This window comes from Nocardiopsis moroccensis, assembly GCF_055763695.1.
Window position 1 is genome coordinate 4,431,045 of the sequence record NZ_CP199747.1, and the last position, 24,280, is coordinate 4,455,324.

Sequence of the window (24,280 nt, forward strand, 5' to 3'; positions counted from 1 at the left end):
GTCAGCTCCTCAGCTGTTCGAAGGGGGTGGATTCCATCTGGGCGGACACGAGTCGGCCGATCTGCCGCACCGGCTCCGGGCGGGTCATCCCCATGTGCGTGGAGTCGATGTCGTGGATGTCGATGCAACCGTCGACGTGTTCCCTCCAGTACTCGACCAGGGGCGAGTACTCGGTTCTCCCGCGCGTGGCGCGGAAGAAGATCGCGTCCCCGGTGAAGGTTCCGGGGGTGTGGCGGTTCATGACCACCGCGTGGTTGACCGCCGCGTCCACGAGGAGCGCCAGATCGGCCTCCTCGAACTCGGCCAGGACCGGATCGCCCTGCTGGACGGCCCGGACCACCGCGGCGCGGTCGACCGGCGTTCCGGCGGGGCCGGCGTGGGCCGGGAGGTCGAGCATCATGGCCAGGACCTCCTCCTGGGTGAAGTCGGTGCGCTCGGCGCCGGACGGCACGGGGTAGGAGTCCATGAGTCCGAGGAAGGCGACCTCCTCCCCCGCGGCCTGGAGGCGGACCGCCATCTCGTGGGCGACGATGCCGCCGAACGACCAGCCCAGGAGCCGGTACGGGCCGTGCGGCCGGACGGAGCGGACACGCTCCAGGTACTCCTCGGCGATCTCGGCGACGCTGTGCGGCAGCTCCCCGGGAACGGTGAGCGCCCGCGTCTGCAGGCCGTAGAGCGGCTGGTCCTCGGGCAGGTGCCGGGCCAGGCCGGCATAACACCAGCTCATGCCCATCCCGGGGTGAACGGCGAAGAGCGGTGGCCGCTCCCCCCGTGTCCGCAGGGGAAGCAGGACGTCCAGAGCGCCGGCGGGGTTCTCGGGCACCGCCTCGCCGCCCGACCCCGCGTCGGCCGGAGACCGTCCCGGCCGTCCCCGGTCCGTCTCGGCCGCCAACCCGGCGACGGTGGGCGAACGGAACACGTCCCGGACCCTGAGCTCGGCGCCCAGTTCCGTTCCGGCCCGGCCGACCAACCGCGCGGCCAGCAGGGAGTGACCGCCGAGATCGAAGAAAGAGTCGTCGATTCCGACCCGTTCCAGCCCCAGGACCTCGGCGAACAGCGCGCAGAGCGCCTCCTCGTGCGGGGTGCGCGGATCGCGCCCGACCTCGGTGGGGGCGTAGCGGGGCGCGGGCAGGGAGCGCCTGTCCAGTTTGCCGCTGGAGTTCAGCGGAAGGCCGTCCAGGACGACGGTCGCCGCCGGGACCATGTACCCCGGCAGAGAGCGCGCCGCGTGCGCGGACAGCTCGTCGGGGTCGATCCCGCGTCCGGCCCCGGCCACGAGGTAGGCGACCAGCCTCGTGTCTTTGGGGTGGTCCTCGCGAACCACGACCGCCGCCCGTGCGACGTCGGGGTGGGCGCAGAGGACGGCCTCGACCTCGCCGGGTTCGATCCGGAAGCCGCGGATCTTGACCTGGTCGTCCGACCGCCCGTGGAACCGGATGTCGCCCCCGGGGGTCCGGGAGGCGCGGTCCCCGGTCCGGTACATCCGGGAACCGGGTTCCCCGTAGGGGTCGGTGACGAACCGCCCGGCGGTCAGACCGGGCCTGTGCAGGTACCCGCGGGCCACTCCCCCGCCCGCCAGGTACAGCTCGCCGACGACGCCGGCGGGCACCGGCCGCAGCCGTTCGTCGAGGATGAGGGTCCGGGTGCCCGGCAGACCCCGGCCGATGTGCGGGTGCTCCCCCGCCACGGTCGCCATCGTGGCGTCGACCGTTGCCTCCGTGGGGCCGTAAAGGTTGAACGCGGCGACGCGGTCGGTCACGGCCGCCAGTTCGGTCCACACCTGGGCGGGTACGGCCTCACCGCCGAGTGCGAGGCGCAGCGGGGGGAGGTCCTTCGGCCGTTGGAGGAGCCCGTCGCGCACCAGCTCCCAGTGGGTGGGGGTCAGGCACAGGTAGGTGGTGCCGTGGCGCAGCAGCTCCCGGGCGAAGGCGTCCGGTTCCTCGCGGGTCCGGTCGTCCACGATCAGCACCGCGTCCCCTCGGCAGACCGGCGCCCACTGCTGCACGGAGGCGTCGAACGCCGCGCTGGCGGTCCAGGCGCAGACCCCGGGTTCGCTCAGGTAGAAACCGCCGTCCTCCAGGGAGCGGAGCAGGTGGGCGAGGTTGGCGTGGGTGACGGCCACGCCCTTGGGGCGCCCGGTGGACCCGGACGTGTGGATGACGTAGGCGAGGGAGTCGGGGTGCGGGAGCGGGTGGGGTTCGTCCCAGGAGGCGTCCGGAGCGGGAAACCGTTCGTCGGCGGGCAGCACGGTGACGGATGCGGAGAGCCCGCGCACGGCCTCGTGCGAGCCGGTGTGCGCGTCCGTCAGCAGCAGCCCGCCCCCGGAGTCCTCGATGATGCCGGTGAGCCGTTCCGCGGGGTTGCGCGGATCCAGCGGCAGGAAGGGCGAACCGCTCCGGAGTACGGCGACCATGGCGACGAGCAGGTCCGCCGAACGCTCCATCAGCAGGGCCACCGGCCGGTCACGACCCGCACCCAGGCCGATCAGCGTGCGGGCGAGGCGGTTGGCCCGGACGTCGAGCTCATGGTAGGTGAGTTCGTTGCCGTCGAAGATGACCGCGGTCCGGTCCGGGGTGCGGCGCACCTGCTCCGCGAGCCGTCCGAGGAAGGTCGACCGGTGCTCGGGCGGCTCCTGGGCGTCCGTCGGCGCGAGCTGCCGGATCCGCTCGTCCGGCAGGAGGACGTCGAGCTCGTCGAGGTTGCGTCCGGTGTCTGCGGTGAAGGCGCGCATCACCGCGACCAGGCGCCGGAGGAGGTCCCGCGCGGTCCGTTCGGTGAACAGGTCGGTGGCGTACTCCAGGGCGATGGTCGCGGGCCGGGTCCCGTCCGGCGTGCGGTCGGCGACGGTGAAGCCGAGGTCGAACTTGGCGGTACCGGTCTCGGCGCGGCCGTAGCGGCCCGGATCCGTCCCCTCGGGAACGGCTGAGACCTCACCCGTCGCCAGGGAGAGCATGGCTTGGAAGAGGGGGTGGTGTGCGGTGCTGCGCGTCGGGTTGACGAGCTCCACCACGTGGTCGAAGGGCAGGTCCTGGTGGTCGAACGCGGCCAGGTCGGCCTCCCGTACCCGGGCCAGCAGTCCGGCGAGGGTCGGGGAGCCGGAGGTGTCGGTGCGCAGGACCAGCGTGTTCACGAAGAACCCGACGAGGTCGTCGAAAGCGGGGTCGGTGCGGCCGGCCACCGGAGTGCCGACGGCGATGTCGTCGCCGACGCCCATCCTGGTGAACAGGGCGGCCAGCGCGGCGTGCACCACCATGAAGAGGGTGCAGTCGTGTTCGCGGGCGATGCGCCGGAGCCCGGCGTGGAGGTCCTCGTCGAGCACGGTCGTGACGGTGCCGCCCGTGTAGCGGGCCTCGGCGGGGCGGGGGAAGTCGAGCGGCCACTCCGCGACCTCGGGGAGCCCGCTCAGGGTCCGCTCCCAGTAGCGGGCCTGTCGGCTGTGGGCCGACTCCGGGTCCTCGGGGTCACCCAGCAGTGCGTTCTGCCAGAGCGTGTAGTCGGCGTACTGGACGGGCAGCGCGTCCCACGAGGGGGCGTGCCCCCGGCTCCGCGCGGCGTAGGCCTCCCGGAGGTCCCCGACCAGGGGGGCGAGCGACCAGCCGTCACCGATGGCGTGGTGCATCTGCACCACCAGGGCCGATTCACCCTCACCGGCGAGCAGCAGGTCGGCGCGCACCAGGGGCCCGGACTCCAGGTCGAAGACGTGGGAGTCGATCTCCCGGAGCACGTCCGGAATCTGCTCGGCCTCGTGCTCGCTCACCCTCAGGCGGATGTCGGAACCGTCCGTGACCTGCTGGTAGGGCTCACCCCGGTCGCTGGGCAGGACCGTGCGCAGCACCTCGTGACGCTGGACGACGTCGGCCAGCGCGGCCGACCACGCCTCGGGGTCGGGGCGGCCGTCCAGGCGCAGCACCGTCTGGATGTTGTAGGCGCGTTCCTGGCCGTCGATCTGGTGCAGGAACCACAGCCTGCGCTGGGCGAAGGAGAGCGGAAGGCGTTCGGGCCGCACCTGGGGCACCGCACCGGGGCGCGCGGAGCGGTCCCCGGAGGCCTCGACCGTCCGGGCGACCCCGGCCACGGTGGGCGAGGTGAACAGTTCCCGGAGACCGAGGTCGGCGCCGAGCACGGAGCGGATCCGGGCGATGAGGCGGGTGGCCAGCAGGGAGTGGCCGCCCAGGTCGAAGAAGGAGTCGTCGACACCGACCCGTTCCAGCCCCAGCACCTCGGCGAACAGCCCGCACAGGATCTCCTCGCGCGGTCCGCGCGGACCGCGCCCCGAACCCGTGGCGGACGCGAAGTCCGGTCGGGGCAGGGCGCGCCTGTCGAGTTTGCCGTTGGTGTTCAACGGCAGTGCGTCCAGGACCATCACGGCGGAGGGAACCATGTAGTCCGGCATCGCCTCCGCGACCGCGGCACGGACCCGGGCGCCGTCCAGGACCGCTCCGGCCGCGGGAACGACGTAGGCGACCAGGGCCATGGCCCCGCTGTGGTCCCTGCGGGCGGTGACGACGGTCTGGGCGACCCCGGGCATCGCGGCGACCACGGCCTGGATCTCGCCCGGTTCGACCCGGAAACCGCGCACCTTCACCTGGTCGTCGGCGCGGCCCAGGTACTCCAGGCGGCCGGGCGCGGCCCAGCGGACGACGTCACCGGTACGGTACATCCGCTCCCCCGCCTCCCCGAAGGGGTCGGGCAGGAAGCGTTCGGCCGTCAGGTCGGGGCGCCCCACGTATCCGTGCGCCAGTCCGGCGCCCGCCACGTACAGCTCCCCGGGGACGCCCGCGGGCACCGGCCGCAGGTGCTCGTCGAGGACATAGCCCCGGCGGTTGCCGAGCGGGCCCCCGATGGGCACGGGCCCGTCCTCCTGGTCGCGCACCTGGTGGGAATGGGTGAACACCATGCTCTCCACCGGCCCGTACCCGTTGTGCAGGCTGGTGTCGGGGAATGCGGCGCGAAATCGGCGCATGTGCTCGGCGGAGGGCTTCTCGCCACCGACGTGGACCTGTCGTGCTCCGTCGAAGACCTGGGGATACTCGTCCACGACCAGGTTGAACAGGCCGGTGGACAGGAAGAGCGAGTCGATTCCGTGCTCGGCGACCAGTTCGGCCATGCGCGGCGGTTCGGGGACCTGGCCGCTCTGGAGGACGCAGACGGAGCCGTGCAACAGTGCTCCCCAGAACTCCAGGACGAAGGCGTCCCAGGAGACGGGTGCCGACTGCAGCCAGACCCGGTCGGGTCCCAGTTCGGCGTAGTGCTGGCCGGTGAAGGTGGACACGATGGCCCGGTGCGGGGCGAGCACCCCCTTGGGTACGCCGGATGATCCGGACGTGAACATCACACAGGCGGTGCTCAGCGGTGACAGCTCCAGGGCGAGGTCGGTGCCCTCGTGTGCGTCGATCGGGGCCGCGAGGGTGTCTACGGGGAGGAGGCGGACCGCTCCCGTCTCCCGTTCCAGCAGAGCGGCGCGGGTGATGACCAGGTCGGCACCGGATGCCGACGCCATCGCCGCCAATCGCGTGTCGGGGAAGGCCGGGTCCAGGGGTGCGTATCCGGCACCGGCCTTGAGCACGGCCAACAGCGCGACGGCGTAGTCGACGCCGCGTTCCAGCAGGACGCCGACCATCGTGCCCGGCAGGACACCGTTCGCCCGCAGATGGCGGGCGAGCCTGTTGGCCCGGGTGTTCAGTTCGGTGTAGGTGAACTCGGCGCCCTCGAACACCAGCGCCACGGAGTCGGGCGCCGCGGCGGACCGTTCCTCGAACAGCGTGTGCACGAGGGCCGACGGTTCGCCCGCGGCGGTGTCGTTGACGTCGGTCACCAGGGAGCGGAACTCGTCGTCGGTGAGCAGGTCGATGTCGGCGACACCGGTTCCGGGATCGTCCGCGACGGCGGTGAGCACCCGGACCAGGCGCTCACCGAGCCCTTCCGCGGTCCGCCGGTCGAACAGGTCGCGGGCGTAGTCGACGACACCGGTGATCCCCTCGGGCCCCTCGTGGAAGGCGAAGGTGAGGTCGAACTTGGCGGTGTGGGAACCGAAGGGTTCGGGGCTGACGCTCAGGCCCGGCAGGTGCGGTTCGACGACGGTGTTGTTCTGGAGCACCATCATCACCTGGAACAGCGGGTGGTGTGCGGTGGAGCGCTCGGGGTTGAGCTCCTCCACCAACAGGTCGAAGGGCACGTCCTGGTGGTCGAACGCCGCCAGGTCGGTCTCGCGCACCCGCTCCAACAACTCGGAGAAGGCCGGGTTGCCCGAGGTGTCCGTACGCAGCACCAGCGTGTTCACGAAGAAGCCCACCAGGTCGTCCAGCTGCGGTTCCGTCCTGCCCGCCACCGGGGTGCCCAGCGGAACGTCCTCACCCGCGCCCGAACGGTTCAGCGTGACCGCGAGGGCGGCTTGGAGGACCATGAACAGGGTGCAGCCGTGGGCGCGCGCCACCTCCAGCAAGCGCCCGTGCAGGTCCGCGTCCAGACCGAAGGCGACGTTCCCGCCCCGGTGCGAGGGCACGGCCGGCCGAGCGCGGTCCAACGGCAGTTCCAGGACCTCGGGCGCGCCCTCCAGAGCCTTCCGCCAGAAGTCCAGCTGAGCCGCGGCCAGGCCCTCCGGGCCGGTCCGGTCCAGCAGGGCCTCCTGCCAGAGCGCGAAGTCCGCGTACTGCAACGGCAGCGGCTCCCACTCCGGGGCCCGGCCCCGGCAGCGCGCGGCGTAGGCCTCGGCCAGGTCCCGCACCAACACGCCCTCGGACCAACCGTCCGTCGCGATGTGGTGCACCAGCACCACCAGCACCGATTCCCCGTCGCCGGTCCTCAGCAGTTCGGCGCGCACGAGCAGATCCTCGGCCAGGTCGAAGGCGTGGTCGTTGATCTCCTCGATCCGGGCCGCGACGGCGGCTTCGGGGACCGCGCTCACCCTCAGGAGGCGGCGTTCGCGGGCCTGCCGCGCGCCGAGCACGTGCTGGCGGGGTTGCCCCTCGTGTTCGGTGAAGACGGTGCGCAGGATCTCGTGCCGCTCCACCACGTCACCGACTGCGGCTTCGAGGGCCCCTACGTCGAGTGCACCGCGCAGGCGCAGGGCCACGGAGACGTTGTACGTCGAACTCGCCCCCTCGAGACGGTTCACGAACCACAGCCGCCGCTGCGCGTACGACAACGGCGACTCCGCACCACGCTCCACCGCCGTCAGAGCCGGGCGATCGGCCGCGCCCCGCCCCTCGGTGACCAACCGGTCCACGCCCCGCACCGTCGGATCACGGAAGAAGTCCCGGAGCCCCACCTCCGTGTCCAGGACCGAACGCACCCGCGACACCAGACGCAGAGCCAGCAACGAGTTACCGCCCGCACGGAAGAAGTTCTCCCCCAGCCCCACCGACTCACGGCCCACCAACCCGGCGAACAACCCGCACAGAATCTCCTGACGGCTCGTACGGGGCGCGTCAGGTCCGGCATCGCCCTCACCGCTGCCCACGGGGGGCACCCGCTCGACCACACGAGTCGTCAGCGCCGCGCGCTCCTGCTCCGTCAGTTCCACACAGGAACCCACACGTACCGAGACGTCCTCGGCCATCACTCGCAGCACCCGCTCCAGCACCGCGACGAGCGCCCGGACCGTGTCAGCGTCGAAGACATCGCACGCGTACTCCACGACCCCGGAAAGTCCCGCCGGAGCCCCCGACCCGTCCCGGTTCTCCACGAATCCGACGGCGAGGTCGAACTTGGCCACGCCGGTGGTGACCGAGGTGACCTCCACGGCCGTACCGCCGAGGGTGGACTCCTCCGTGTCGGCCTGGTTGAGTGCGACCGTGACCTGGAACAGCGGGTGGTGTGCGGTGGAACGCTCGGGGTTGAGCTCCTCCACCAGCAGGTCGAAGGGCACGTCCTGGTGGTCGAACGCCGCCAGGTCAGCGTCGCGGACCCCTTCCAGGACCTCGGCGAAGGTCTTCTCCCCGGCCACATCCGTGCGCAGCACCAGCGTGTTCACGAAGAAGCCCACCAGGTCGTCCAGCTGCGGTTCCGTCCTGCCCGCCACCGGGGTGCCCAGCGGAACGTCCTCACCCGCGCCGGCCTTGGACAGGGCCGCCGCCACAGCGGCCTGCACCACCATCAGCAGAGTGCAGCCGCGTGCCCGGGCCAGTTCGGTCAACCGCCCGTGCAGGTCGGCGTCCAGACCGAAGGCGACGTTTTCGCCCCGGTGCGAGGGCACGGCCGGCCGAGCGCGGTCCAACGGCAGTTCCAGGACCTCGGGCACGCCCTCCAGAGCCCCCCGCCAGAAGTCCAACTGCTGGGACAGCAGACCGCCCTCGTCCTCGGCGGAACCCAGTACGTCGTACTGCCAGAGCGCGTAGTCGGCGTACTGGACCGGCAGCGGCTCCCACCCCGGCGCACGACCCCCACGCCGTGCGGCGTAGGCCTCGGACAGGTCCCGGACGAGCACGCCCTCGGACCAACCGTCCGTCGCGATGTGGTGCGTCAGAACGACCAGTACGGGCGCCTCGGAGCCAGGTGCGAAACAGCGGATCCGGACCGGGTGGTCCACGGACAGGTCGAAGGGCGTACGCGCGAACTCCCCCACCAGCGCGTCCACCTCCCCGGCCGCGCACTCCACCACCTCGAAGACCGGACACCCCTCAACCGGATCCAGCACCCGCTGATAGGGCTCACCCCCCTGCTCCCCGTAGACCGTCCGCAAAACCTCGTGCCGCTCCACCACGTCACCCAGCGCCGCCTCCAGCACACCGACGTCCAGACCGACACCGAAACGCACCACCACCGGCACGTTGTACGTCGAACCCGCCCCCTCGAGACGGTTCACGAACCACAGCCGCCGCTGCGCGTACGACAACGGCGACTCCGCACCACGCTCCACCGCCGTCAGAGCCGGGCGATCGGCCGCGCCCCGCCCCTCGGTGACCAACCGGTCCACGCCCCGTACCGTCGGGTCACGGAAGAAGTCCCGGAGCCCCACCTCCGTGTCCAGGACCGAACGCACCCGCGACACCAGACGCAGAGCCAGCAACGAGTTACCGCCCGCACGGAAGAAGTTCTCCCCCAGACCCACCGACTCACGGCCCAGCAAATCAGTGAACAAACCGCACAGGATCTCCTGCCGCGGGGTCTGCGCGCTCCCCGGCGCCGGACCGTCCTGTTCGGCCTCCGCAGCGGGTTCCTGGGCGCATCGGGCTGTCAGTGCCGTGCGCTCCGGGCCTGACAGGTGCACGGCGGCACCCACCCTCGCCGAGGTGTCCTCGGCCATCGCCCGCAGCACCCGCTCCAGCACCGTAGCCACGGCCCGGACCGTGTCCGCGTCGAAAAGGTCGACCGCGTACTCCAGGACACCGGCCAGACCGGCCGGGGAACCACCCCCGTCCCTGCGCTCGGTGAACCCCACGGCCAGGTCGAACTTGGCCACACCGGTGGAGACGGAGGAGAGCGACACCGACTCCACGCCGTCGAACGCCGCCTGCCCGCCCGATTCGCCGCTGACCGCGACCGTCACCTGGAAGAGCGGGTGATGCGCGACCGCGCGGTTCGGGTTGAGGCTCTCGACGACGAGGTCGAAGGGCACGTCCTGGTGCGCGTAGACCTTCAGGTCGGTCTCACGCACCCCGGCCAGCATCTCCGCGAACGTCCGGTCCGGATCGACCCCGGTACGCAGGACCAGGGAGTTGACGAAGAACCCGACCAGGTCGTCCAGGGCCTCCTCATCACGACCGGCCACCGGAGTCCCGAGGGGGATGTCGTTCCCGGCGCCGGCCTCGGACAACGTGACCGCCAGGGCCGCCTGCACCACCATCAGCAGAGTGCAGCCGTGTTCCCTGGCCACCCGTGAGAGTTCCGCGTGCAGGTCCGCGTCGACGTCCAGGGGTACCTGCGCACCGCGTGCGGTCGGGACGGCCGGACGCGGCCGGTCGAAGGGCAGCGTCAGCGGGCTGGGGGCGCCCTCCAGCGTCCGGTTCCAGAAGTCCAACTGTTGGGCGAGGAGGCTTTCGGGGTCGTCCGCGCTGCCGAGGACGTCGTGCTGCCAGAGCGCGTAGTCGGCGTACTGGACCGGCAGCGGCTCCCACCCCGGCGCACGACCCCCACGCCGTGCGGCGTAGGCCTCGGACAGGTCCCGCACCAACACGCCCTCGGACCAACCGTCCGTCGCGATGTGATGCACCAGCACCACCAACACCGACAAGCCCGAACCACACGAGAAGAAACGCACCCGCACCGGATAATCGACCGCCAGATCGAAGGGCGTACGCGCGAACTCCCCCACCAGCGCGTCCACCCCCCCGGCCGCGCACTCCACCACCTCGAAGACCGGACACCCCTCAACCGGATCCAGCACCCGCTGATAGGGCTCACCCCCCTGCTCCCCGTAGACCGTCCGCAAAACCTCGTGCCGCTCCACCACGTCACCCAGCGCCGCCTCCAGCGCACCGACGTCCAGACCGACACCGAAACGCACCACCACCGGCACGTTGTACGTCGAACCCGCCCCTTCGAGACGGTTCACGAACCACAGCCGCCGCTGCGCGTAGGAAAGGGGGATCACGGTTACTCCTTCTCGGATGGGGTTCGCCGCCGGTCTGGCGTGCGGGCCTGCGGGGTCGTTCGGGGGCCGGCGGGGGGTCGAGGACAGGGGATCGACCCCCCGCGGGCGGATTCGGCCGGGCGGGTTCTCCGAGCGGGAGCGCCCACTCAGACCTCGGACTCGATGACGGACGCGAGGTCGCGCAACTTCGGGTTCTCGTACACGGCCTTGAGCGGGATCTTCACCCCCATCCGCGCCTTGACCTGGGAGACCAGCTTGATGGCCAGGAGCGAGTGGCCGCCGAGGCGGAAGAAGTCGTCCTGGGCACCGATCACCGAGACGCCGAGGACCTTGGCCCACACCTGGGCGATGAGCTGTTCCACGGGGCTCAGGTCCTCGCCGTCCGCGCCGTTCCGGTCCGTCGGCTCGGGGTCGGGCAGGGCGGCGCGGTCGAGCTTGCCGCTGGGCGTTCTGGGGAACTCGGTGAGCTCCACGTAGGCGGCGGGCTCCATGTAGCCGGGCAGCTCGGTGGCGGCGAGATCGCGCAGCCCCCGCTCCGGTCCGGCGCCGCGTGCCCGGTAGTAGGCCACCAGCGCCGGGCCCCCGGCCAGATCGCGCAGGTCGACGACCACCTCGGCGACACCGGGATGGGAGCCCAGCACGCCCTCGATCTCACCGGGCTCGATGCGAAAGCCCCGCAGTTTGACCTGGCGGTCTCCCCGGCCCAGGTACTCCAGACGGCCGTCCTCGCAGCGGCGGGCCAGGTCACCGGTGCGGTACATACGCGAACCGTCGGCGGCTTCGAGGTCCGGGACGAAACGCTCGGCGGTCAGGCCGGGGGCTCCGCGGTAGCCGCGGGCCACCCGGTGCCCGGCGAGGTAGATCTCACCGGCGGCGCCCTCCGCCACCGGACGCAGGCGCTCGTCCAGCAGGCGCAGCTCCAGACCGGGGAGGACGGCGCCGATGTGCGGTTCGCGGGAGGGGTCTATCCAGCCCGCGGTCGCGTCGACGGTGCACTCCGTGGGCCCGTAGACATTGACCGCGCGGATCGATCCCTGCTCCGCCATCGCGCTCAGGCGCTGCCACAGGGGTGGGCTGATGGGCTCGCCTCCGATGAGCATCGTCAGCGGCCCCGCCGCGCGGTCCGGGCCCAGGTGCCCCTCCAGGTGGTCGAGCAGCAGGTCGGCGTGGGACGGGGTGATGTCCAGGTCGGTCAGGGCCTGCTCGTCGATGAGCCGGGCCATGGCAGCCGGGTCGGACCGGGTCCGGTCGTCGAGGGTGACGACGGTGTCACCCCTGCAGAGGCGGACCCACTGCTGGACCGAGGCGTCGAAGGACGCGGAGGCGTTCCAGCCCACGCGGCCGCCGGGGGGACCGACCAGGTGCTCGTCCTCCAAGTCCGTCAGGAGGGCCGAGACCGAGGCGCGGGCGACCTCCACGCCCTTGGGCCGACCGGTGGACCCGGAGGTGTAGATGACGTAGGCGAGGTTGCCGGGGCTGACGGCCGCGGGCAGGAAGGGTTCCTGGCCCGCCTCGGCCATGGTCCGCCCGGGGACGATCTGGCAGATCGCGAGGGTCTCGGCGGCGGCTCCCTCCGCACGGCCGCAGTCCCCGTGACCGTCCCCACCAGCAGTACAGGGCACGACGGCCAGGTCCGCGGCGGCGTTCTCCAGCAGGTGGCGGCGGCGCTCGGCGGGCAGGGCCGGGTCGACGGGCAGGTAGGCCGATCCGGCCGTCAGGGTGCCGATCAGGCCCAGGACCAGATCGGCCCCACGGGGCATGCACAGGGCGACGACGCGCTCACGACCGATGCCTCGGCCGACCAGTGCGCGGGCCACCTGCACGGCCCCCGCCCTGAGCTGGTCGAAGGTGAGGACGCGGTCCCCGTCGACGACGGCGTCGCGGGAACCGGGCACTTCGGCGAGGCGGTCGAGAAGGTCCCGGACGGCGCCGCCCCGCCCGGTCGGGGTTGCGAGGGGTTCGGTCCACGTGGTCACTGGGCGCTCCCGCTCTGGCTCGTACCGGTGGCGGGGGGAGCGGTCGGGGCGCAGTCGGCCAGGGGCACCGGATCACCCATGGCGACGAGGATCTTCCGGTCGCCCTCGAAGGCCTCCCGGCCGTGCGCGTTGAGGATGTTGTCGACCAGCAGCAGGTCGCCCACCTGGTAGGTCTCCCTACGGGTGGCCCTGGTGTAGGCGGCGTTGAGCGCTTCGGCCTCCTCCCGGGTGAGCGGGGTGCCGTCACCGACGAAGGTCTCGAAGGGCAGCCCGTCCTCGCCGTAGGTCTCCAACAGCACGTCGCGGACGTCCTCGTCCAGGGACCACCGGCTCCAGAAGGCGGCGTGGTTGAACCAGACCCGCTCCCCCGTACCCGGGTGGGTGATGATCGCCGACCGGCGCTGGCGGGTGCGCAGCGTCTCGGCGTCGAGCCACTCGCAGCCGATGACGTTCTCGGCACAGTAAGCCTCGACCTCGGCGGGGGACTCGGTGGCGAAGCTGGTCTGCCAGGGAAGGCCGGCCAGGGCCGAGTAGTTGCGGACCAGCAGCCAGCCGTGTTCCTCGAACCTGCGGCGCAGGTCCTCGGGGATCAGTTCCAGCACCTCGCGCATGTCGCCCACCGTCGTCGCGCCGCCCTTCTCGGGGGCGACGACGCAGCAGAACATCAGGGTGCCCGGGAAGTCGAGGGTGTAGCTGTTCTCGTTGTGCAGGCGGATCGGCTGGATGGCGGGGAGGTCGGTCGACGAGAACACGCCGCCGCCGAAATCGGTGCGCGGGGTCGCCTTCTCCTTGTAGGCGGCGGGCTGGGGCATCAGCACGTCGCGGACCCGGCCGAAGGCGGCGGCGTCCCGGACGGGGAGACCCCTGACCAGAACGCTGCCCGCCGAGGCCAGTTCCCCGGTGATGGCGGCGCGCTCGCGCTCCAGGATCCGGACCGCCTCGTCCATGTCCCGCGCACCGTGGATCTCGATGATCGAGGGTTTGCCCGCCTCGCGGCGCGGCGTGGTCCTCTCGGTTACCAACGACATTCTTCCTCCTTCTTCCTCACGGGTCCGACCACCCGCGCTGCGTACGGTCTCTTCTTCGTTCCGCCGAGCTGTTCAGGACGCGTGTGCGACGGACACCGACGCGGTCACCGAACCGATGACCGCCATGAAGCGGGCCATGTTCTCCTCGCTCTCGTCGAAGTAGAAGTGGCCCCCGGAGAGGATTTCGACGGAGGTCTCACCCCGGTTCACCTCGCGCCATTCCACGAGGTCGCCCACCGGCACGACGGAGTCCGCGTCGCCGCCCACGATCGTCACGGGGACGTTCAGGGTGCGCACGGCGTCATCGCGCCGGTAGGCGTCGTCGAGGGAGAAGTCGGCTCGGATCGAGGGCAGGATGATCTCCCGCAGCTCGGGCTCGTCGAGGATCTCGTGGTCGGTGCCACCCCGGGCCTTGATCGCCTCCACCAGGTCCTCGTCCGAGAGGGTCTCGGGCAGGACCGGGCTGGGGTTGGGCAGGAAGGGGGCACGGCAGGCCGATCCGATGAGCGCCCGGGGCGGGCGCCCGGCCTCGGTGAGCCCCCGGGCGACCTCGTAGGCCACCAGGGTCCCCATGCTGTGGCCGAGTACCACCAGGTCACGGTGGTCATCGGCGAGCAGGGACACGATCGGGGAGACCAGGTCGTCGATGCTCTCGGGCAGGTCGTCGGTGAACCGCGAGCCCCGGCCCGGGTACTGGGCCACCAGCAGGCCCGCCCCCTGGGGAAGGCGCTCCTCCCACTGGGCGTAGTAGTGGGCGTTGCCTCCGGCGTGGGGCAGGATCAACAGGGACGGGGCGCCGGGAGAACCGCGCCGCAGTTCCCAGAGGATCTCACTCGCGGCCGATTCGTTTTCGAATTCCATTATTCCATTCCTTTCCAGTTCGCACTTACGGGCCGACGTCAATCCCCGGGTCCACCCGGACCGCCATCGGGAATTCCTTCTGCGGAACTGATCGAATAATGGAAAGATATGCCCGTGTCCGTGGCGCACGAGGCAGGAAGTGACGGCAAGGTGGCGGCAGTTCCAAGTCGGCGTTCTGCCTCACGTCGGAGTCGGGCCGCGGGAGCGAACGGCGCAGCGGCCGGTGCCCCGGTCAGGGGCCCGGCCGCTGCGGGGGGCGGGGTCGGCGGGGTCAGCCGCCGAGTTCCACCCCGGCCTCGGTACGGCGGCGCAGAGCCGGCCGGGCCCGGGTCACGGGCGCTCGGTCGAGGCGTTCGGCGAGCTGGGCCACGGTGGGGGCGCGGAAGATGTCCTCCAGAGTGGTTTTCGTGTCCGTGGCGGAGCGGATGCGGGCGATGAGCCGGGTGGCGAGCAGGGAGTGCCCGCCCAGATCGAAGAAGGAGTCGTCGATCCCGACCCGCTCCAGGCCCAGCACCTCGGCGAACAACCCACACAGGATCTCCTCGCGCGGGTCGCGGGGCCCCCGCCCCGAGACCGCCGCCGCGAAGTCCGGAGCGGGCAGGGCCCGCCGGTCCAACTTGCCGTTGGCGGTCAACGGCAGCCCGTCCAGCACCACCACCGCCGACGGCACCATGTACTCCGGCAGGGCGTCGGACACCGCGGCGCGGACGGCGGCTCCGTCCAGTTCCGCGCCGGCGACCGGGACGGTGTACGCGACGAGCGATGCGGCGCCGCCGTGGTCGTTCCGAGCAACGACCACGGCCTGGGCGACGCCGGGCAGAGCGGACAGCACCGCCTCGACCTCACCCGGCTCCACCCGGAAACCCCGCACCTTCACCTGGTCGTCCACCCGGCCCAGGTAGTCGAGATCGCCGGAGGACGACCACCGGACCAGGTCACCGGTGCGGTACATCCGCTCCCCCGCCTCCCCGAAGGGATCGGGCACGAACCGCTCCGCCGTCAGATCCGGACGCCGCAGATACCCCTGCGCCAACGTACGACCAGCGATGTACAACTCACCCGGGACTCCGACGGGGGTCGGGCGCAGGCGGTCGTCGAGGACGTAGGTCCTGGAGGCGCCGATCGGACCGCCGATGGGGATGGAGCGTTGGCCGGCCCGGACCGAGACCACCTCGAAACTGGTCGAGAACCCCATGTTCTCCGCCGGACCATAACCATTCACCACCCGAACCCCGGAATGCTCCCCCAAAGCCCTGCCCACATGCGCAACCGACGCCGCCTCACCCGCCGTCATCGCCACACGCACCACATCGAACACCTCAGGGCGCTCATCCAACATCACATTGAACAAACCCGCCGACATCTGCAGATTCGTCACCCCGTGCTCCACCACCAGATCAGCGATCGCGTCGAAACGCGGCCGCTGCCCCGGCTGCAACACACAACGCCCACCGAAAAGCAGAGCACCGTAAAGCTCCAACGCGAACGCGTCCCACGACACCGGCGAACACTGCAACCACACCTGGTCCGCATCGAAATCCAGATAGTCCTGACCCCAGAACGTGCCCACCACACCCCGATGAGCCGTCACCACACCCTTGGGCACACCAGACGAACCCGACGTGAACATCACACACGCAACGTCCTCGTACGAGACCTCGACCTCCAGGTCGGAGTCCCCGTACGCGGCCACACCGGCCCCGTCCACCGACAGCACCCGCACACCCGGAGCCGACGGCACATCCCGGCCGTCCGCATCCGCGAGCACCGTGCCGACCCCCGCCGAGGCCACCACCGATTCCAGTCGGGCCGCCGGGAAGGCCGGATCCAGCAACGTGTAACCCGCGCCCGCCTTCAGCACCGCCAACAGCGCCACCACCATCTCCGGGCCCCGCGGCAGGTACACGCCCACCAACTGGCCGGAACCCACCCCCCGGTCCCGCAGGTACCGGGCCAACCGGTTCGCCCGCGCGTTCAACTCCCCGTAGGAGACCCGCTCCCGCCCCGACACCAACGCCACCGCACCCGGCACCCGAGCAGCCTGCTCCTCGAACACCCGGTGCAACACCCCACCGTCCAGGGGGGACGAGCCGGACCGGTTGAAGTCCGTCAGCACACGCCGCCGCTCCCCGGCGGAGAGCAGTTCGATCTCGGCCGGCACGACCTCGGGGTCCTCCGCCACCGCGGCCAGCACCCGCTCCAGACGGGCCACCAGAGCCGCCGCCGTGTCCCGGTCGAACAGGTCGACCGCGTACTCCAGCGCACCGGACATGCCCTCGGGCCCTGTGGAGAAGGAGAACGTGAGGTCGAACTTGGCGATCCGCCATCCGAACGGTTCCCGTTCCGCGTCCAGTCCGGGCATCGTCTGGCCGACGCCGTCCTGAAGCACCAGCATGACCTGGAAGAGCGGGTGGTGCGCCATGGACCGGGTCGGCGAGACCGCCTCCACGACACGGTCGAAGGGCACGTCCCGGTGCTCGAACGCCGCCAGGTCCGCGTCCCGGACCCCGTCCAGGATCCGTGCGAACGCGCGGTCCCGGTCGACACGGGTGCGCAGCGCCAGCGTGTTCACGAAGAACCCGACCAGGTCGTGCAGGGACTCGTCGTCGCGTCCCGCCACGGGTGTACCGATCGGGACGTCGTCACCGGCGCCCGAGCGGGCGAGCACGACGGCCAGCGCGGCCTGCAACACCATGAACAGCGTGCATCCCCGGGATCGGGCGATCTCCTGCAGCCGTGCGTGCAGTTGCGCGTCGAGGGAGAAGGCGAGGCTCTCGCCGCGGTTGGAGGCCACCGCGGGCCGGGGCCGGTCCGTCGGCAGTTCCAACACCTCGGGGGACCCGTCCAGGGCCCGGCGCCAGAAGTCGAGCTGACCGGCGGCCGGGCTTTCCGGCTCCTCCTCGTCCAGCAGTGCGTTCTGCCACAGCGTGTAGTCGGCGTACTGCACGGGCAGGGGACTCCAACCGGGGGGATCACCGACGCTGCGGGCGCGGTACGCCTCGGCGAGGTCGCGCAGGAGGACCGTTTCGGACCAGCCGTCGGTGGCGATGTGGTGCAACAGCACCACCAGTACCGTCTCCCGATCGGAGATCCTCAGCAGGTCGGCACGTACCGGAAGGTCTTCGGCCAGGTCGAAGACCCTGCCCACCAGGGTGTCCACGGCCTGCCCCACCCCGTCGGACGGGCAGTCCGCAACCGCGAGGCTCAAGCGCGACCGGGCCTCGTCCTCCCCGAGGACGCGCTGGTGGGGCTCGCCTCCGGGCGCGGGGAAGACCGTACGCAGGGCCTCGTGGCGGCCGACGACATCGCCGAACGCGGCACGGAGCGCCTGCGCGTCGATCTCACCGCGCAGCCGTAGGACGAGCGGAACGTTGTAGGAGGTGCTCCCCGCCTCCAGGCGGTTGAGGAACCACAGCCTCCGCTGCGCGAAGGAGAGCGGCAGTACGTCGGGGCGAACCGCGGGCACGACGCCCGGACGGGAGCACCTCTCGCCCGCCGCCTCGATGGAGTCCGCCACGCCCTCGACCGTGGGGGCGGCGAACAGTTCCCGCAGCTCCACTTCGGCCCCGAGGGTGGATCGGATGCGGGCGATGAGCCGGGTGGCGAGCAGGGAGTGCCCGCCCAGATCGAAGAAGGAGTCGTCGATCCCGACCCGCTCCAGGCCCAGCACCTCGGCGAACAACCCACACAGGATCTCCTCCCGGGGCGTGCGCGGGGCCCGGCCGGTGGAGGCGTGAGCGTAGTCCGGAGCGGGCAGGGCCCGCCGGTCCAACTTGCCGTTGGCGGTCAACGGCAGCCCGTCCAGCACCACCACCGCCGACGGCACCATGTACTCCGGCAGCGTCCGGGCCAGGCCGGTGCGCGCAGCGTCGGTGTCGAGGTCCGTTCCGGTCTCGGGCACCGCGTAGGCCACCAACCGCCGATCGCCCGGACGGTCCTCCCGAACCACCACCACACTCTGGGCGACGCCGGGCAGAGCGGACAGCACCGCCTCGATCTCACCCGGCTCCACCCGGAAACCCCGCACCTTCACCTGGTCGTCCACCCGGCCCAGGAACTCCAACTCCCCGTCACCGGTCCACCGGACCAGGTCACCGGTACGGTACATCCGCTCCCCCGCCTCCCCGAAGGGATCGGGCACGAACCGCTCCGCCGTCAGATCCGGACGCCGCAGATACCCCTGCGCCAACGTACGACCAGCGATGTACAACTCACCCGGTACGCCCACCGGCACCGGGTTCGACCACTGGTCGAGCACATAGACCCGGGTACCGCGCAGTGGCCTCCCGATGGGGATGGAGCGTTGGCCGGCCCGGACCGAGACCACCTCGAAACTGGTCGAGAACCCCATGTTCTCCGCCGGACCATAACCATTCACCACCCGAACCCCGGAATGCTCACCCAAAGCCCTGGCCACATGCGCAACCGACGCCGCCTCACCCGCCGTCATCGCCACACGCACCACATCGAACACCTCAGGGCGCTCATCCAACATCACATTGAACAAACCCGCCGACATCTGCAGATTCGTCACCCCGTGCTCCACCACCAGATCAGCGATCGCGTCGAAACGCGGCCGCTGCCCCGGCTGCAACACACAACGCCCACCGAAAAGCAGAGCACCGTAAAGCTCCAACGCGAACGCGTCCCACGACACCGGCGAACACTGCAACCACACCTGGTCCGCATCGAAATCCAGATAGTCCTGACCCCAGAACGTGCCCACCACACCCCGATGAGCCGTCACCACACCCTTGGGCACACCAGACGAACCCGACGTGAACATCACACACGCAACGTCCTCCGGGGACACCTCCACACCGAGGTCCTCGGCTCCGAGGGCACCGATCGCCTCCTCCTCGGCGTCGATCAGCACCTTGCACGAACCGGGCACGTCCAGGGCCGTGCGCGACGCGGAGTCGCAGACGACCGTCCGGATACCGGCGTTCCCGACCACCGATTCCAGCCGGGCCGCCGGGAAGGCCGGATCCAAAAGTGTGTAACCCGCACCCGCCTTGAGCACCGCCAACAGCGCCACCACCATCTCCGGCCCCCGAGGCAGGTACACACCCACCAACTGCCCGGAACCCACCCCCCGATCCCGCAGATACCGGGCCAACCGGTTCGCCCGAGCGTTCAACTCCCCATACGAGACCTCCACACCCTCGAACACCAGCGCCACCGCACCCGGCGAACACGCCACCCGCTCCTCGAACACCCGGTGCAACACCCCACCGTCCGCGGCCTCGGCCCCGCTGCCGCCGAACTCCGTGAGCACCCGGCGCAGCTCGTCGGCGGAGAACACGTCGATCCGCGCCACCCGGGCGCCGGGGTCGTCCGCCACCGCCGCCAGCACCCGCTCCAGGCGGGACACCAGGGCCGCGGCCGTGTCCCGGTCGAACAGGTCGACCGCGTACTCCAGGGTGCCGACGATCCCCGAGGGGGCTCCGGCGTCGGATTCCTCGTGCAGGTCGAGGGTCAGGTCGAACTTGGCCGCACCCATGGAGTGGAGTTCCATCGCGGCTTCCAGGCCCGGCAGCTCCGGACCCGCGTCGGCGTTGTTCTGCAGCACCAGCATGACCTGGAACAGGGGGTGGTGTCCGGTCGAGCGCGTGGGCGCCAGGGCCTCCACGACCCGGTCGAAGGGCACGTCCCGGTGGTCGAAGGCGGCCAGGTCGGCTTCGCGCACCCGGCTGAGCAGTTCCCCGAACGAGGGGTCGCCCGACACGTCCGTACGCAGCACCAGCGTGTTCACGAAGAACCCGACCAGCTCGTCCAGGGCCTCGTCGGAACGCCCGGCCACCGGGGTGCCGATCGGGACGTCCGCGCCGGCGCCCGAGCGGGCGAGCACGACGGCCAGCGCGGCCTGCAGCACCATGAAGAGGGTCACGTCGTGCTCGGCGGCCAGATCCGTCAGCGCGCGGTGCAGGTCTGCGGGGATGCCGACGCCGACCGTCTCGCCCCGGTGGGAGGCGACCTGCGGCCGGGGCCGGTCGGCGGGCAGCTCCAGGACCTGTGGAGCACCGGACAGGGTTCGCTCCCAGAAGGCCGTCTGGACGGCGATCAGGCTGTCCGGGTCCGACTCCGCGCCGAGGACGTCCCGCTGCCAGAGCGCGTAGTCCGCGTACTGGACCGCCAGCTCGGGGCGGTCTGTCCAGTCCGGGGCCCCACCGCGCGACCGGGCGGTGTACGCGGAGCCCAGATCGTCCATGAGCGGGCCCATGGACCAGCCGTCGCTGGCGATGTGGTGCACGAGGACGACCAGGACCGACTCCCCCTCCCCCGTCCGCAGCAGCCGTCCCCGGATCGGGATCTCCGTCTCCAGGTCGAAGGCGTAACGCACCGCGCGGTCGATCCCGGCCCGGAGTTCCCCGTCCGCGGTGTCCTCGGTCTCCAGTACCGGACGGTCCGACAGGATCCGCTGGAACGGCTCACCGGCGGCGGACGGGAAGACCGTGCGCAGGGCCTCGTGGCGGTCGGCCACGTCCGCCAGCGCCGCCCGGAGCGCCTCCTCGTCCACCTGGCCGCGCAACCGCAGCACCACCGGAACGTTGTAGGTCGCGCTCGGCCCCTCCATGCGGTGCAGGAACCAGAGGCGGTGCTGGGCGAAGGACAGCGGCACCCGTTCGGGGCGCTCGGCCGCCGTGAGCGGTCTGCGCACCGTGCCGCCGGAGGCGGAGCGGACCAACGCGTCGATCCCGGCGACCGTGGGTGCGCGGAACACCTCCCGCAGGCCCAGTTCCGCCCCCAGCACCGAACGCACCCTGCTGACCAGCCTCGTCGCGAGCAGGGAGTTCCCGCCCAGGTCGAAGAAGGAGTCGTCGATGCCGACCGCCTCCACTCCCAGGAGCTCGCGGAACACGCCGCAGAGGATCTCCTCCTGGGGAGTGCGCGGGGCCCGGCCGGTGGAGGCGCGGGCGTAGTCGGGTGCGGGCAGGGCCCGCCGGTCCAGCTTGCCGTTGGAGTTGAGCGGCAGCGCGTCCAGGACCACGACGGCGGAGGGCACCATGTGGTCCGGCAGCGTCCGGGCGAGGTCGGCGCGCAGGGCGGCGGGGTCGGCTTCCGTTCCGGTCTCGGGTACCGCGTAGGCCACCAGCCGCCGATCGCCCGGACGGTCCTCCCGCACCACCACCGCGCTCTGGGCGACGCCGGGCAGAGCGGACAGCACCGCCTCGACCTCACCCGGCTCCACCCGGAAACCCCGCACCTTCACCTGGTCGTCCACCCGGCCCAGGAACTCCAACTCCCCGTCACCGGTCCACCGGACCAGGTCACCGGTACGGTACATCCGCTCCCCCGCCTCCCCGAAGGGATCGGGCACGAACCGCTCCGCCGTCAGATCCGGACGCCCCGCGTAACCCCGCGCGAGCCCCGCGCCGCCGACGTGGAGTTCACCCGGAACGCCCACCGGAACGGGTCGCGACCGGCCGTCCAGCACGTAGCAGCTGCGGTGGGCGATGGGCGCGCCGACGGGGACCACGGGTCCGTCGATCCCGGTGACCCGGTGCGCGTTGGTGAAGACCATGCTCTCGACCGGGCCGTACCCGTGCTGCAGCCGTACCTCGGGGAAGGCTTCGAGGAACCGGCGCATGTGCTCCGGCGAGGGGGCCTCGCCCCCGGTGACGACCTGCCGCGCGCCGGCGAACACCTCCGGGTGCTCGTCCAGGACCAGGTTGAACAGGCCCGCGGAGAGCCACATGGAGCTGACGCCGTGTTCGGCGGCCAGAGCCGCCATCCGGGTCGGTTCGGGCGCCTGCCCGGGTTGGAGGACACACGCCGATCCGTGCAGCAGAGCACCCCAGAACTCCAGCACGAACGCGTCCCAGGAGACCGGAGCGGTCTGCAGCCACACCTGCTCCGGACCGAAGTCCAGGTAGTCCTGCCCCAGGAGGGTGGAGACCACGGAACGGTGCGGAGCCACCACTCCCTTGGGCACCCCGGTCGAACCCGACGTGAACATCACGCACGCCGCGGCGCCGGAGGGTACCGGCAGGCCGAGGTCGTCGGCGGCGTGGCGGGCCACGGCCGCGGCCTCGGTCACGGCGTCGATCCGGACGAGGCGCTCAGCGCCCACCCGCCGCCAGGCCAGCCCCGACCTGGTCACGACCAGGTCCGCGCCGGCCGCCGACACCATGGTGGCCAGACGCTCGTCGGGGAAGGCGGGGTCCAGGGGCAGGTAGGCGGCGCCGGTCTTGAGCACCGCGGGCAGCACCTCGGCGAACTCCTCGCCCCGCTCCAGCAGCACGCCCACCGTGGCCCCGGCCCCGATCCCGAGTTCGCGCAGATGGCGTGCCAGACGGTTGGCGCGGCCGTTCAGCAGGCCGTAGGAGACCTCCGCGCCCTCGAAGACCACCGCGACGGCGTCCGGCGCGGCCGCCGCGCGCTCCTCGAACACCTCGTGCACGGTCAGGTCCGGCGCGGCCTCCGGCGCCCGGCGGCCGAACTCCTCGACCACCCGCCGGTACTCGGCCCCGGAGACCAGCTCCAGGTCGCCCACGGGAGTCTCGGGGTCCCGGCACAGCGAGTCGAGCAGCCGGACGAACGAGTCGGTGCGGCGTTCCAGGTCCTCGGGGGAGAAGACCGCCGGGTTGGCGTCGAAGTCGACGTGCAGGGCGCCGTCCCGGCCGCGCTGCAGGATGTCGATCCGCAGCTCCTCGATGGGGCCCTGGAAGATGTTGTGCGGCACGCAGGGCAGTCCGCCGAAGTCGACGTCGTAGTCGAAGGACATGATGTTGACGAGCGGGCCGAACTCGCGCCGGGTCTGCGGGGTCTGGCCGAGCAGCTGCCGGGTGGCCGCGACCGGGTGCCGCTGGTGCGGCAGGCAGGACCGCAGTGCGGCGGCCGCGTCCCGGGCCAGCTCCGACGCGGGCAGGGCCGGGTCCACGGCCAGGCGCAGCGGGATGACGTTGGAGTACATGCCCGGGGTCCGGCGGCTGAGCTCGGTGGTGCGCGCGGTCACCGGAAGGCTGAGCAGGATGTCGCGCTCCCCCGTCCACCGCTGCGTGTAGGCGGCCACCACGGCCATGAGCAACTGCTTCCACCGGGTCCCGGACCGCTCCGCCGCCCGCCTGATGCGGGCCACGCCCTCCTCGTCGATGATCCGGGTGGAGCGCAGGTAACGGGGGCCGGGCTCCTCCCGGCTCCGGGTGAGCGCGGTGTGGTGCGGGGCCCCGTCCAGGTACCCGGACCAGTAGCGGCGGTCCTCCTCGCGTTCCGGTCCGGCCTCGTAGGCCGCCGCCTCGGCCGCCAGTTCGCGGAACGAGCCGAGGGGCCGCCCGGTGTCGGCGCCGGAGAGCAGCGCGGTGTACACCTGCGCCACCCGGCGGGCCAGCAGCATGAAGGTGTATCCGTCGACCATGAGGTGGTGCGCCCGGTGGAACCAGATGTGGCGCTGCCCGCCGAGGTGGAAGAGCACGTGCCCGTAGAGGGGGTCCCGGGTCACGTCCGCGGGGACGGCCAGCTCCTGGCGCATCATCGCCAGCGCCCGGCCCCCGGGGTCCTCGGCGGTGCTCAGGTCCACCACACGCATGGGGTAGGTCAGCTCCGGGTCCACCCGCTGCCGGGGCCCGGCCTCCGTGGCCAGGAAGCGTGTGCGCAGGATCTCGCTCTCCGCCACGACGCGCCCCACGGCGTCCTCCAGGACGGCGGCCTGGAGCGGGCCGGTGATCTCGTAGTACTCCCCGTTGTTGAGCATCGGGCTCTCGGGATCGGTTTCCTGGGTGAACCAGATTCCGCTCTGCGCCTCGTTGAGCGGCCGGACGTCATCGAATTCGCAGAGCATCGATGTCTCCTACCTTTCTGAAGATCGTGGACCGGCGCCTCCGGTCGGCGGAGGGCCGTGACGGGTCGGGGAGGGCTCCGTCCTCCCCGGGCTGCGGGGAGGA

Annotated in this window: 5 protein-coding genes; all 5 read right to left on the minus strand. The window is 71.6% G+C overall.

What is annotated here, in order from left to right:
- Position 1: 1 nt before the first annotated feature.
- The 5 genes from ACUKCB_RS19635 to ACUKCB_RS19655 all read right to left on the minus strand — a co-directional run bounded on the left by ACUKCB_RS19635 (position 2) and on the right by ACUKCB_RS19655 (position 24,177).
- Positions 2-10,531, minus strand: coding sequence for an amino acid adenylation domain-containing protein (locus tag ACUKCB_RS19635; protein ID WP_473037061.1), 10,530 nt, complete (start codon positions 10,529-10,531; stop codon positions 2-4).
- A gap of 146 nt (positions 10,532-10,677) precedes the next feature.
- The gene (locus ACUKCB_RS19640) at positions 10,678-12,507 is read right to left on the minus strand and encodes a non-ribosomal peptide synthetase (RefSeq protein ID WP_473037062.1); all 1,830 of its coding nucleotides are present in this window, start codon (positions 12,505-12,507) and stop codon (positions 10,678-10,680) included.
- A complete protein-coding gene (locus tag ACUKCB_RS19645) occupies positions 12,504-13,535 on the minus strand; it encodes a TauD/TfdA family dioxygenase (RefSeq protein WP_473037063.1) in 1,032 nt (343 codons plus the stop codon). Before ACUKCB_RS19645 ends, ACUKCB_RS19640 begins: the two co-directional genes overlap by 4 nt.
- A gap of 72 nt (positions 13,536-13,607) precedes the next feature.
- A complete protein-coding gene (locus ACUKCB_RS19650) occupies positions 13,608-14,396 on the minus strand; it encodes a thioesterase II family protein (RefSeq protein ID WP_473037064.1) in 789 nt (262 codons plus the stop codon).
- Positions 14,397-14,667: 271 nt separating this feature from the next.
- The gene (locus tag ACUKCB_RS19655) at positions 14,668-24,177 is read right to left on the minus strand and encodes an amino acid adenylation domain-containing protein (RefSeq protein ID WP_473037065.1); all 9,510 of its coding nucleotides are present in this window, start codon (positions 24,175-24,177) and stop codon (positions 14,668-14,670) included.
- Positions 24,178-24,280: the final 103 nt, after the last annotated feature.

Excerpts from the sequence above, each read along its gene's own strand:
- ACUKCB_RS19645 (WP_473037063.1), bottom strand. The coding sequence starts at position 13,535 with ATGTCGTTGGTAACCGAGAGGACCACGCCGCGCCGCGAGGCGGGCAAA.
- ACUKCB_RS19655 (WP_473037065.1), bottom strand. The coding sequence starts at position 24,177 with ATGCTCTGCGAATTCGATGACGTCCGGCCGCTCAACGAGGCGCAGAGC.
- ACUKCB_RS19650 (WP_473037064.1), bottom strand. The coding sequence starts at position 14,396 with ATGGAATTCGAAAACGAATCGGCCGCGAGTGAGATCCTCTGGGAACTG.